Annotated in this window: 10 protein-coding genes; 3 read left to right on the top strand and 7 right to left on the bottom strand. The window is 59.3% G+C overall.

Features of this window, described 5'->3' with window-relative positions:
* Nucleotides 1–113 precede the first annotated feature (113 nt).
* Nucleotides 114–317 (top strand): hypothetical protein, encoded by a 204-nt coding sequence (locus QOL84_RS28280; protein WP_283439359.1) that lies wholly within the window; start codon nucleotides 114–116, stop codon nucleotides 315–317.
* Nucleotides 318–491: 174 nt separating this feature from the next.
* Here the strand turns inward: QOL84_RS28280 and QOL84_RS28275 are convergent, their stop codons facing one another.
* Both QOL84_RS28275 and QOL84_RS28270 read right to left on the bottom strand, forming a co-directional pair.
* Nucleotides 492–1,673, bottom strand: a complete 1,182-nt coding sequence (locus QOL84_RS28275) for a membrane-targeted effector domain-containing toxin (protein ID WP_283439358.1) — start codon at nucleotides 1,671–1,673, stop codon at nucleotides 492–494.
* Nucleotides 1,658–3,523 carry a dermonecrotic toxin domain-containing protein gene (locus tag QOL84_RS28270; RefSeq protein ID WP_283439357.1) on the bottom strand — a complete coding sequence of 622 codons (1,866 nt, stop codon included), beginning with the start codon at nucleotides 3,521–3,523 and terminating at the stop codon, nucleotides 1,658–1,660. Before QOL84_RS28270 ends, QOL84_RS28275 begins: the two co-directional genes overlap by 16 nt.
* A gap of 218 nt (nucleotides 3,524–3,741) precedes the next feature.
* On the opposite strand from QOL84_RS28270, the gene QOL84_RS28265 reads away from it, so the two are divergent.
* Nucleotides 3,742–5,118, top strand: a complete 1,377-nt coding sequence (locus QOL84_RS28265; RefSeq protein ID WP_283439356.1) for a multicopper oxidase family protein — start codon at nucleotides 3,742–3,744, stop codon at nucleotides 5,116–5,118.
* On the top strand, nucleotides 5,118–5,618 hold the full coding sequence (tadA, locus tag QOL84_RS28260) for a tRNA adenosine(34) deaminase TadA (RefSeq protein ID WP_129395371.1): 501 nt from the start codon (nucleotides 5,118–5,120) through the stop codon (nucleotides 5,616–5,618). The genes QOL84_RS28265 and tadA overlap by 1 nt, the downstream gene beginning before the upstream one ends.
* 181 nt (nucleotides 5,619–5,799) lie before the next feature.
* Here the strand turns inward: tadA and cmoB are convergent, their stop codons facing one another.
* The 5 genes from cmoB to lon form a co-directional block, all read right to left on the bottom strand.
* Nucleotides 5,800–6,756 carry a tRNA 5-methoxyuridine(34)/uridine 5-oxyacetic acid(34) synthase CmoB gene (cmoB, locus tag QOL84_RS28255; protein ID WP_283439355.1) on the bottom strand — a complete coding sequence of 319 codons (957 nt, stop codon included), beginning with the start codon at nucleotides 6,754–6,756 and terminating at the stop codon, nucleotides 5,800–5,802.
* Nucleotides 6,753–7,496, bottom strand: coding sequence for a carboxy-S-adenosyl-L-methionine synthase CmoA (gene cmoA / locus QOL84_RS28250; RefSeq protein ID WP_283439354.1), 744 nt, complete (start codon nucleotides 7,494–7,496; stop codon nucleotides 6,753–6,755). The genes cmoB and cmoA overlap by 4 nt, the downstream gene beginning before the upstream one ends.
* 209 nt (nucleotides 7,497–7,705) lie before the next feature.
* Nucleotides 7,706–8,341, bottom strand: coding sequence for a lysoplasmalogenase (locus QOL84_RS28245; RefSeq protein WP_283439489.1), 636 nt, complete (start codon nucleotides 8,339–8,341; stop codon nucleotides 7,706–7,708).
* Nucleotides 8,342–8,343: 2 nt separating this feature from the next.
* Nucleotides 8,344–8,736, bottom strand: coding sequence for a protease inhibitor I42 family protein (locus QOL84_RS28240; protein WP_283439353.1), 393 nt, complete (start codon nucleotides 8,734–8,736; stop codon nucleotides 8,344–8,346).
* 264 nt (nucleotides 8,737–9,000) lie between these two features.
* Nucleotides 9,001–11,418 (bottom strand): endopeptidase La, encoded by a 2,418-nt coding sequence (lon, locus tag QOL84_RS28235; protein ID WP_283439352.1) that lies wholly within the window; start codon nucleotides 11,416–11,418, stop codon nucleotides 9,001–9,003.
* Nucleotides 11,419–11,436 lie beyond the last annotated feature (18 nt).

The raw sequence follows: 11,436 nt of genomic DNA, 5'->3' as shown, positions 1-11,436 counted from the left end.
CTAGCGTTGAGCTTACTCGCCGGTCTGTAAAATGGCGAGAGAGCTTTGGTGCCGGGGGATGCTCATCAGGACGGAGGGGCTATTGGTCCTCGATACATAACAGGTTCATTGGAATGAAAGACCGGTCCCATGACGAGGTATTGGCTGAAATCTTCCGCACTGACCCCCGCTATGTCGCCGCGCTACTTCGAGAGGTGCAGCGGGACGGCAGCGAAGCTGAGCTTAAAATTTTTTTGCGCCAGTTGAACCTTGCGTTTAGCCGGGACACCGCACATTCAGCGCTCCTGCCCATAGAGGATGCAATAAACAAGAGCTAAATGGTATTTTCAATGGTACTGCATAAAAACGTACTGATATTCACCCGAAAATATTGACGTTTTATGGCTAATTGATAATAGAGTGGGAATGATCCCGCACAAGCCTTGATGGCTTGAGCGCTGTCACCGAAAGCCGTGTGAAATTCGATTTCACACGGCTTTTTTGTGTCTGCGTTACAGCGGCTTCGACCAGCCTGCGAGGCTCATGCCCATTTCATCCAGTCCCTGTAGCAACGTCTTGATGCTGTCATAGCGTTTGCCGCTGACCGAAGGCCAGCGCGGGCGTTCAATGTAGAAGCGTCTCCCGTCATTTTCAATAATGGTGCGCACCAGTTCTTTGCTGCGACTGCGATGCACGATAAATGTCATGTTGGGTTGTTGTTTCAAGGAGTACATGCCGTAACGCGGCAGCAGCGTTTCGAATTCCGCCATGGTTTGTGCGATCCACGGTGTTTCCATTTGTAGCCGCAGGTCGCCTCGCACCAGTGCGGAGCGGTCAAACACGGTACCGCCCAGAGGGAGGATTTTCCCCGGGTCGACTTCGATGCCACGTGATACTCCTTCGGCGACATCCTCGACACGAATGCCGATGGCTTCCTCCAGCTCACTGACGCCGGCAACGCCGTCGAAGGTGTTCGAGTGTGAGTTGCCCATCAGTGCCACCCACTTGTGCGCCCCCCGCACAGTCTGATCGGCGCGAATGACCGACCTTGCGAAGTAGTTCATCATTTTCTGCCGTGCTGTCTCGTCGATCGCAAGGGCCTGGGCGGTGGTGATCTCCATGCCGTAAAGCCGGTAGCTCGCCATGCAATCAATGGCCTGAATATGGATGCCTTGATTTCGGGCTTCCCTGACCAGTTCAAGAAACGTGTAGCGCTGCAGCGGATCGGTCATGTTGCCGACATCAAGTGCGTTGAGGTAGGACTCGAGCTCGCTGGGCATGACCCCGGTGCTGAAGAATTCGTCGAGGGCCGCCTGGTGAAAGTCGGTCAGCAGATGCTCCATGTACAGGGTCTTCACTTGTTTGCTGGCGAGTAACTCCATGTTTTCGATCAGCCACTGTTTACTGCCAATGGCGGTATGACTTTCACCGATGACCAACCCTCGGGCATGTTGCAAAATCCTGTCAATGATCTCCTCGGCAGAGGCATCCGCCGCCAGGACCGGCATGGGAGGACGAGCGGGTAGTTGCAGCGTGGCAAAGAACCGCAGCGCGTCGTGGTAGAGACGTTTTCTGATGACCTTGAAATCACGGTAGGCATCGAACGCGTTGAGGCTGTCGTAGACATCGCGCAGTGCCTCATCGTCGAGCCCCGCAGCACCTTGCTGCAGATGCGATTTCAGGGCAGCGGGCATGTCGTATTCCGATGCCGGCAGTGCACTGGTCGGCGCTGGGACGGGCTGACGTTGCGTGCTGGATCCAACCTGCGCGGTGTCTTTCCGCCACCTTTGAGACCGCCACGCGGCATGGTTTCCCACTCACCCTGGGCGTTCAGGCGTACGGCAACCGAACGGGTGAAACTGTCAGGGCTTTCCGGGTCGATTATGGCCCAGTGCCCACCACCGTTGAGGTCGGACTCGTAACGTACGTAGTAGGCGCAGTCATCGATCATGATGGCGGTGGAGGGCGTGGAGTCGAGCAGGTAAATCCCCTGAAGCTTGCCGGGCTCGCTGCCCGGCGTCAGTCCTTCCAACAGCTCGTTGGCTTGCCAGTGTTGCGGTACCGGCGGTCGCGGGATGTCTTCCAGCGATGACGCGGAACTCAGCGGCCGGGTGTTGATCTGTGGCCAATCCATCGCCTCGGGGAGCAATTGCGCAGGAGTAGGCGGGGGTTGTTCGATGTCAGGAGATTCGCCAGTCAGATCGGCCATTTCCCGAGCTTCTGCGGCATCGACCTCAGGGCCGATCTCCGTCAATGCCCCTGGCCCTTTGAGCACCAGGAGATTGAACAGCATGTCGATGCCGTTGAGCACTGCACCGAGGATCCCGGCCTTGCGTTGCGCGGTGGTTTTTCCGTTGACCGCCTGATCGATGTTCAAACCCATGCCGGCAATGCTGGCGCCGATCACTGGAAGCGCTATCGGCCATCCGACCACTGCCATCGGGCCAAATACTTTGACACCTGCGCTGAGATAACCGATCCACAGTTGCTTGCGCAGATCGCCGTTTGAGGTCAACGAAAGGCTGGCCTCCGCGAACATGGCATCGCGGGTCGAATCGCTCAACCAGGTGAAGACGTCACCTTCGATCGCGCGGCTTTGCCCGTTGATCATTGAGTGGTCGTAGACGCCCCAGGTTTTCACCAGGCGGTTCATCAGATCGCTGAGGTTATCGCTGACCTGCTGACGGTCAGCGAGGGAGAAATGTGACATCAATCTCTGCCGGGTAGCGTTGTTGTTCATCCGCAGCAGCACCCAGTAGTGCATGTCGGTAGCACTTTCCAATACCTGGAAGGGCTCCGTGTCGCCTGGCAGATAAACGATCTGTCGTCCCTTCGCAGCGATAAACCGAAGCGCATTGATGGCGAAGTAGCCGTCAATGTCTAGCGTGAAGACGTTACCGCTACAAGGGTGAGCGGCCTGTAGCATTTGCAGGCTGACAGGCCAAGTGAGTGTGCCAATGACCGCTTGCGTGACGAACTGGAAGTCTTCGTCGCTCAATCGCCGTTGGTCGCGTGCCTGCACGGCTTTGACGAGGAAGTTGCATTTGGCCAATGTGCGGAAATGGCTGTTCGAGGTACTCCAGAATGCCGTCAGTTTTTCGCTGTATAACGAGCTGAAGTCGGCGCTCCAGAATTCCTTCAGCACCGCGCTTCCGTGCAGGCGCACTTCATTGGATTCATTGAAGGTGCCGGCGCCCGGGCCTGCGGTATAAAAACCACCGTACACGTCAAGTAGATCGGCATTGTCCTGATCGGCGACGCGAAATCGGTGGATCACCAGTTCGGTCAGGGTCATGGTCGAGGTGGGCGTCGCGTGCACATGCTCCCAGCCAGTAAAGGCTTTGGCGCTGCTTTGCGAAGCATCGAAGCGATGAAAGTAGACCTGATCCGGATCCAGTCCGTTGATCTCATGTTTTTTTAGTAAGTCGCTGGCGACCTGATGCGCCTCATCCAGCAGGCTGGGGCAGTTCTGGATGACGGTAGCGGCAATGGCCTCAAGCGCAGCCTTGTCGGCAGCATTGGGCAGGGGGGCTGGTGCGTTCATGCTCTCTATCCTTGAGAAACGGGTGTCGCAGGATGACCTGTTCACTCAAGGACTGTGCACTACATAGTTATGCTCTGCGTACGATCAAAATGCTGTATGGCGCGGGCGCGACTGCGTCCATCCGCCGCGCCGCCCTTACTGTTTCGCAATTGCAGGTGTATCGTATTTGCCTTTTGCGGGCCTGACGCCCGTGGCTGATACGTGAGGTGGTTGAGTTCATGTCTTTTACCCGTCGACAAATACTCGGTGGTCTGGCCGGTCTTGTAGTGGTTGGCGTGGGGGCCGGTGGCGCGTCGCGTTACTGGCTGGGCAAGATGGCCGATGCTGAAGCGGGCCACGATTACGAGCTGATTGCCGCGCCGCTGGACGTGGAGCTGGTGCCCGGACATAAAACCGAAGCCTGGGCATTCGGCCCGTCGGCGCCGGGTACCGAGTTGCGTGTGCGTCAGGGTGAATGGCTGCGCGTGCGCTTCATCAACCATTTGCCGGTGGCGACCACCATTCACTGGCATGGCATTCGTCTGCCACTGGAGATGGACGGCGTGCCGTACGTCTCGCAATTGCCGGTATTGCCCGGCGAATACTTTGATTACAAATTCCGCGTGCCGGATGCCGGCAGCTATTGGTATCACCCGCATGTCAGCAGCAGCGAAGAGCTGGGGCGCGGGCTGGTCGGGCCGCTGATCATCGAAGAACGCGAGCCGACCGGTTTCGTGTATGAAAAGACCTTGAGCCTGAAGAACTGGCACATCGATGACGTAGGCAATTTCGTCGAGTTCAGCATTCCTCGTGAAGCGGCGCGTGGTGGTACGGCGGGGCGTTTGTCGACGATCAATGGCGTGCCGCTGCCGGTGATCGAATTGCCGGCCGGGCAGATCACGCGGGTGCGTTTGCTCAACCTCGACAACACCCTGACGTATCGCATCAATATTCCCGGGGTCGAAGCACAGATTTATGCGCTGGACGGCAACCCGGTCGAGCCGCGACCGCTGGGCAAGGAATATTGGCTGGGCCCGGGAATGCGCATTTGCCTGGCGATCAAAGCGCCGGCCGCTGGCGAAGAATTGTCGCTGCGCAACGGCCCGGTGCGTCTGGGTACGCTGCGTTCTGTGGCCAATACCGACGCGCCGACTGACTGGCCGAAAGCCCTGCCGGCCAACCCGGTGGCCGAGCCGGATCTGGCCAATGCCGAGAAACTCAACTTCAATTTCGAATGGGTCGGTTCGGTGTCGGTCAACGTTGATAACGGCAAGCCGCCGAGCCTGTGGCAGATCAACGGCAAGGCTTGGGACATCACCGACAAGACGTGTGCGGATCGGCCGATTGCCAGCCTGAAGCTGGGCCAAAGCTATATTTTCGAACTGAAAAACATGACTCAATACCAGCACCCGATCCACTTGCACGGGATGAGCTTCAAGGTGATTGCGTCAAACCGGCACAAGATCATTCCGTACTTCACCGACACTTACCTGCTAGGCAAGAACGAGCGCGCGCAAGTGGCGCTGGTGGCGGATAACCCGGGGGTGTGGATGTTCCACTGCCACGTGATCGACCACATGGAAACCGGCCTGATGGCCGCCATCGAGGTGAAGTGATGCGCCAGATTCGCCCTGCGGCGATCATCGACCGCAGCCGTGACCGCGATTTCATGCGCGAGGCCCTCGCCCTCGCCGCGCAAGGCGCAGCCCTCGGCGAAGTGCCGGTAGGCGCGGTGCTGGTGCAGGATGGCGAGATCATTGGTCGCGGTTTCAATTGCCCGATCAGTGCCAGCGACCCGAGTGCCCATGCCGAAATGGTCGCGATCCGTGCGGCCGCGCAGGCGCTGGATAACTATCGGCTGCCGGGCAGCACGCTGTATGTGACGCTGGAGCCGTGCAGCATGTGCGCCGGTTTGATCGTGCATTCGCGGGTGGCGCGCGTGGTGTATGGGGCGCTGGAGCCGAAGGCAGGGATTGTGCAGAGCCAGGGGCAGTTTTTTACCCAGGGCTTTTTGAATCACCGGGTGTTGTATGAAGGCGGGGTGTTGGCCGAGGAATGTGGCGCGGTGCTGACCGAATTCTTCCGCGCCCGCAGAGCAAAAAGCCCCTCACCCTAACCCTCCCGAAACGTCGGACCGCCCGGAGGGAGAGGGGACTGACCGGATTGAATAGGCGAGATCCGCCGACCTGAGTTATCGAGTTGAACTCAGGTTTTGAAAAGCCCAAAGATCGGCTCCCTCTCCCTGGGGAGAGGGCTGGGGTGAGGGGTGAATTCACCGCGGTGTTTGGGAGGTTGGGTTACTTCTTGGCGACGATCACCGCACGCATCGGTGCCGGCAAACCTTCGATGGTTTTGCTGTGGTCTTCCGGATCAAGGAAGTCACTCAACGACTGGTACTTCATCCACTCGGTACCGCGCTGCTCTTCAACAGTCGTGGTGCTGACGTCCACACAACGAATATCGGTGAAACCTGCGCGACGCAGCCACAATTCCAGCGCCGGCACCGACGGCAGGAACCAGACGTTACGCATCTGCGCATAACGGTCTTCCGGCACCAGCACCTGATGCTTGTCGCCTTCCACCACCAACGTTTCCAGCACCAGTTCGCCGCCCTTGACCAGGCAATCCTTCAGCGCCAGCAAATGCTCGATCGGTGAGCGGCGGTGGTAGAACACGCCCATGGAAAACACCGTGTCGAAGCCTTCGAGATTCGGCGGCAGGTCTTCGAACGGGAACGGCAAGTGCCAGGCATTCGGCTCGGACAGATAACGCTGCACCGCCTGGAACTGGCAGAAGAACAGCCAGTTTGGATCAACGCCAATCACGCTGTTCGCCCCGGCACCGAGCATGCGCCACATGTAATAGCCATTGCCGCAACCGACATCAAGGATGCGTTTGCCTTTCAGATCCAGATGCGGAGCAACACGCGACCACTTCCAGTCCGAACGCCATTCAGTGTCGACGTGCACGCCAAACAGATCGAACGGCCCTTTGCGCCACGGCGACAGGCCCATCAACGCAGTACGCATTTGTGCGCGGGTTTCGTCGTCGCAATCGGTGTCGAGCTTCAGGCCGTTGAGCAGATCGACTTCGCTCGGCTGGATCTTCGGCAAAGCATCCAGCGCACTTTGCCAGCGCTCCAGGTCGCCGTGGCCCTTCTCCATTTTCTTGTCGAGTTGTGCTTGCAGGGTGTTGGCCCATTCGGCCAGCGGCGTGCCGGCCAGACGGCGGGCGAGGGGGGACAGATCAATCATGGCAAGGCAATCAACGAGGCAAAGTTAAGACACTGGAACCACGGCACGACTTTCGAGAACCCGGCGGCCAGCAGGCGTTCGCGGTGTTCTTCGAGGCTGTCGGGCTTCATGACGTTTTCGATGGCGCTGCGCTTCTGGGCAATTTCCAGTTCGCTGTAGCCGTTGGCGCGTTTGAAGGCGACGTGCAGATCAGTAAGCAGCGCGTGCTCTTCGGTATCGTTGAAACGCAGCTTCTCCGAGAGAATCAGCGCGCCGCCGGGCAGCAGCGATTGGCGGATGCGCGAGAGCAACGCGGTGCGCTGATCCGGGGCGATGAATTGCAGGGTGAAGTTCAGCGCGACCACCGAGGCGGGATGAAACTCAAGGGCCAGGATGTCGCCTTCGATGACTTCGACCGGCAGCAGCTCCTGAAACATCGAATCCTGACCGTTGAGGTATTCGCGGCAGCGTTCGACCATGGCGGCCGAGTTATCCACAGCGATAACGCGGCAACCGTCGGTGCGCACGTGGCGACGCAGCGCTTGAGTGACCGCGCCCAGCGATGAGCCGAGATCGTAAAGCACGCTGTTTGGCTGAGCGAACTGCGCTGCGAGTACACCAAGGTTTTCGACGATGGTCGGGTAACCCGGCACCGAGCGCTTGATCATGTCCGGGAACACCCGCACGACGTCTTCGTTGAAGGCGAAGTCGGGTACCTGGGCCAAAGGCTTGGCGAAAATGCGATCGGGTTCTTTGCTCACGGCGGTTCCGGCGGTGTAAATGGAAAGGCCGGCATTTTAGCCAAAAGGGCGCTGGGATGCTTGGGTTGTCCGACGTGGCGAGGGGATTTATCCCCGATGGGCTGCGAAGCAGCCCCAAAACCAGTCATCAAGGAGTGTCAGGCAATCCGCGTGCGCAGGTTTTACGACTGCTGCGCAGCCGGACGGGGATAAATCCCCTCGCCACAGGGTTAGCGGTGTTTTTGGGAGAACGCGGAAGCGGCGATGCCCCACTGGCCGAGCCAGTAGCTGAGGATGATGACGTACGGGGCGGCATGGAATGGCGATACGAAGCGATCAATGCCGATCACGCTATCCGAAAACACAAACGCTAACGCACCACCCGCCGCCAACAACGCCGAACGCTTGGGCACGTCGGTGCCGAGGCGGGCGAGGGCGCGCCAGAGCATCGCGCTGATTGCCGCGCCATAGATGATGACCGGAACCAGTAAAGGCCCGAGACCGCTGGAAATCAGAAGGCCCAGCAGCACCGCGCCAACTCCGAGGGAAAGCAGCAACGGCAGAATCGCCAGACGCTTGCAGTCACTCAGATAAGCCTTCAGATAAGCCAGATGCGCAACCAGAAACGCGCCGAGGCCAAACACAAACAAATCCACTGGCCACGCCAGTAGTACATCACCGAGCAGCGAGAAAATCAGACCGAGACTGATCCAGCGGCGATACTCGCTGGGCGGCGCATCGTGCAGCCAGCCAAGCAATGCCAGCACCGGCAACGGCTTAACCAACAAGCACAGCAGCGCCGCATGCGTGCTGAGACCGTAGAGAAACGTCACCGCGCCCATCAGCGCCAGAATCAGCCAGCCCACGATCAGTTCACCGAGATCGCGCAGTCGAAAGTTTCCACTGGCAGCACTTCTGGCGCCCATGGTTGTTGCGAGGTCAGGCGCAAACGTCCGGTGCCGGCAGCAAACGCCTGGAAACGCCAGGTTGAAAGCCCCGCTGCGCCGACCACGCCGGCATCTTCCGGATTGCTGTAAACCTCTGGGCTAAGCGCGCGCAGCACGCCGCCGGCGGAATCCTGAATGGCCCAGCGGTAGCCGGTGGTTGGATTGCTTGGCAGCATGATGATGAGGTTTTGCCCGTTGGTCAGGCGTACCGGGCATTCGCTTTGTTTTTCCACGGTCACGTTGTGTTTCGGTTGCGTGGCGCACGCGGCCAGCAGCGAGAGGGCGAGGGGGAGAAACAGGCGAGTGGGGGACATAGGGTCAGCGGCTCCGACGTTGGCGACGAACGGCGAGCATAACTGAAGATGAGACAAAGTGTGACAACGCCAAGCCCTCACCCTAGCCCTCTCCCAGAGGGAGAGGGGACCGATTGCGGGATATTTTAGAAAGACACCGACCTGAAATAAATCGCTGAATCCATAATCGACTCGGTCTTTCAGGTCGATGTATAGCGCAAGACAACTCGGTCGGCTCCCTCTCCCTCGGGGAGAGGGCTGGGGTGAGGGGCTACGGGCTACCGGTCAGAAAAGTACCTTCGCCACATCCGCAAACTTCTTCGCGAAGTGCACCGTAATCCCCTCCTTCAAATAATCCGGCAGCTCCTCAAAATTCCCCCGATTCGGCTCCGGCAAAATCAACTCGAAAATCTTCTGCCTTCTTGCCGCAATCACCTTCTCGCGTACCCCGCCAATCGGCAGCACATGCCCGGTCAACGTCAGTTCACCGGTCATCGCCACGCCTTTCTTCGGCGGCTGATTACGCGCGAGCGAAAGCAGGGCGCTGGCCATGGTCACGCCGGCGCTCGGGCCGTCTTTCGGTGTCGCGCCTTCCGGTACGTGCAGGTGGACGAAGGCTTCGTCGAAGAACTTCGCGTCACCGCCGAATTGTTTCAGGTGCGAGCTGACGTAGCTGTAGGCGATCTCCGCCGATTCCTTCATCACATCACCCAGTTGCCCGGTGAGTTTGAAACCACGGTTGAGCGTGTGAATCCGCGTCGCTTCGATCGGCAACGTCGCGCCGCCCATGCTGGTCCAGGCCAGACCAGTAATCACGCCGGTGCCGGACAGCACTTGTTCGTTGCGGAACACCGGATGACCCAGTGACGCTTCGAGGTCTTTCGGTCCGAGCTTGATCACCGCTTTCGGGTCGTCGATCAGCTTCATCACCGCTTTGCGCACCAATTTGCCCATTTGCTTTTCAAGCTGACGCACGCCGGCTTCACGGGCGTAACCGTCGATCAAGGCTTTGAGCGCGCTGTCACTGATGGCCAGGCTGCCCTTGGACACGCCGGCCTTTTCCAGCAATTTCGGCCACAGGTGACGCTTGGCGATGGCGACTTTTTCTTCGGTGATGTAGCCCGACAGGCGAATCACTTCCATGCGGTCGAGCAATGGGCCGGGGATCGAATCGAGGGTGTTGGCGGTGCAGACGAAGAGGACTTTCGACAAGTCCATGCGCAGGTCGAGGTAATGGTCGAGGAATTCGACGTTCTGTTCCGGGTCGAGGGTTTCCAGCAACGCCGAGGCCGGGTCGCCCTGGTAGCTCTGGCCCATCTTGTCGATCTCGTCGAGCATGATCACCGGGTTCATCACTTCGACGTCTTTCAACGCCTGCACCAGTTTGCCCGGCTGTGCGCCGATGTAGGTGCGGCGGTGGCCCTTGATCTCGGCTTCGTCGCGCATGCCGCCGAGGCTGAAGCGATAGAACGGCCGGCCGAGGGATTCGGCGATGGATTTGCCGACGCTGGTTTTACCCACGCCCGGCGGCCCGACCAGCAACACGATGGAGCCGCTGATCTCACCTTTATAAGCACCGACGGCGAGGAATTCGAGGATGCGATCCTTGATGTCGTCGAGGCCAGCGTGGTGTTTGTCGAGGATTTTGCGCGCGTGCTTGAGATCGAGTTTGTCCTCGCCGTAGACGCCCCACGGCACCGAGGTGGCCCAGTCGAGGTAGTTGCGGGTGACCGCGTACTCTGGCGAGCCAGTCTCGAGGATCGACAGTTTGTTCATTTCTTCATCGAGGCGTTTCTGCACCTGCGCCGGCAGGACTTTGCCTTCAAGGCGTTGTTCGAACTGTTCGAGGTCGGCGCTGCGGTCGTCTTTGGTCAGCCCCAGTTCCTGCTGGATGACCTTGAGTTGTTCCTTGAGGAAGAACTCGCGCTGATGCTCGCCGATCTTGCGGTTAACTTCCGCCGAGATCTCTTTTTGCAGGCGCGCGACTTCGACTTCCTTGCGCAGCATCGGCAGGACTTTCTCCATGCGCTTGAGCATCGGCACGCAGTCGAGCACTTCTTGCAGCTCGGGGCCGGTGGCGGAGGTCAGGGCGGCGGCGAAGTCGGTCAGCGGCGACGGATCGTTGGGGCTGAAGCGATTGAGGTAGTTTTTCAGCTCTTCGCTGTACAGCGGGTTGAGCGGCAGCAGTTCCTTGATCGCGTTGATCAGCGCCATACCGTAGGCCTTGACCTCGTCGGTCGGCTCGGTCGGCTGGTGCGGGTATTCGACTTCCACCAGATACGGTGGGCGGTGGTGTTTGAGCCAGGTTTTGATGCGCACGCGGCTCAGGCCCTGGGCGACGAACTGCAGTTTGCCGTTCTCGCGGCTGGCGTGATGGACTTTGACCAGCGTGCCGTACTCGGGGAGGGCGCCGGTGTTGAAGTGACGCGGGTCTTCCTGGGGCGTGTCCATGAAGAACAGGGCCAGGGAGTGGTGTTCGGATTTGCTGACGAGGTCGAGGGTTTCGGCCCAGGGTTCTTCGTTGACGATGACCGGCAGGACTTGCGCCGGGAAGAACGGGCGGTTGTGGATCGGGATGATGTAGACCTTGTCCGGCAGGTTTTGGCCTGGCAGTGCGAGGCCTTTGCCGGAGGAGGTGTGTTCGATGTGGTCGGTTTGGGTGTAGTCGTCGGGGTGATCGGGGAATTCTTGCTGGTCGCTCATGGGGCACCTGCGCAATGG

The sequence above is a fragment of the Pseudomonas helmanticensis genome, from assembly GCF_900182985.1.
Classification (GTDB): domain Bacteria; phylum Pseudomonadota; class Gammaproteobacteria; order Pseudomonadales; family Pseudomonadaceae; genus Aquipseudomonas; species Aquipseudomonas helmanticensis.
Note: the sequence above shows the minus strand (reverse complement) of the source record. Positions and strands in the feature narration are given on the sequence as shown.

What these genes read in the sequence shown, in the direction of transcription:
- QOL84_RS28270 (WP_283439357.1), bottom strand. Translation starts at nt 3,523, where the DNA reads ATGAACGCACCAGCCCCCCTGCCCAATGCTGCCGACAAGGCTGCGCTT.
- lon (WP_283439352.1), bottom strand. Translation starts at nt 11,418, where the DNA reads ATGAGCGACCAGCAAGAATTCCCCGATCACCCCGACGACTACACCCAA.
- tadA (WP_129395371.1), top strand. Translation starts at nt 5,118, where the DNA reads ATGCGCCAGATTCGCCCTGCGGCGATCATCGACCGCAGCCGTGACCGC.
- cmoB (WP_283439355.1), bottom strand. Translation starts at nt 6,756, where the DNA reads ATGATTGATCTGTCCCCCCTCGCCCGCCGTCTGGCCGGCACGCCGCTG.
- QOL84_RS28275 (WP_283439358.1), bottom strand. Translation starts at nt 1,673, where the DNA reads ATGCCCGCTGCCCTGAAATCGCATCTGCAGCAAGGTGCTGCGGGGCTC.
- QOL84_RS28240 (WP_283439353.1), bottom strand. Translation starts at nt 8,736, where the DNA reads ATGTCCCCCACTCGCCTGTTTCTCCCCCTCGCCCTCTCGCTGCTGGCC.
- QOL84_RS28265 (WP_283439356.1), top strand. Translation starts at nt 3,742, where the DNA reads ATGTCTTTTACCCGTCGACAAATACTCGGTGGTCTGGCCGGTCTTGTA.
- QOL84_RS28280 (WP_283439359.1), top strand. Translation starts at nt 114, where the DNA reads ATGAAAGACCGGTCCCATGACGAGGTATTGGCTGAAATCTTCCGCACT.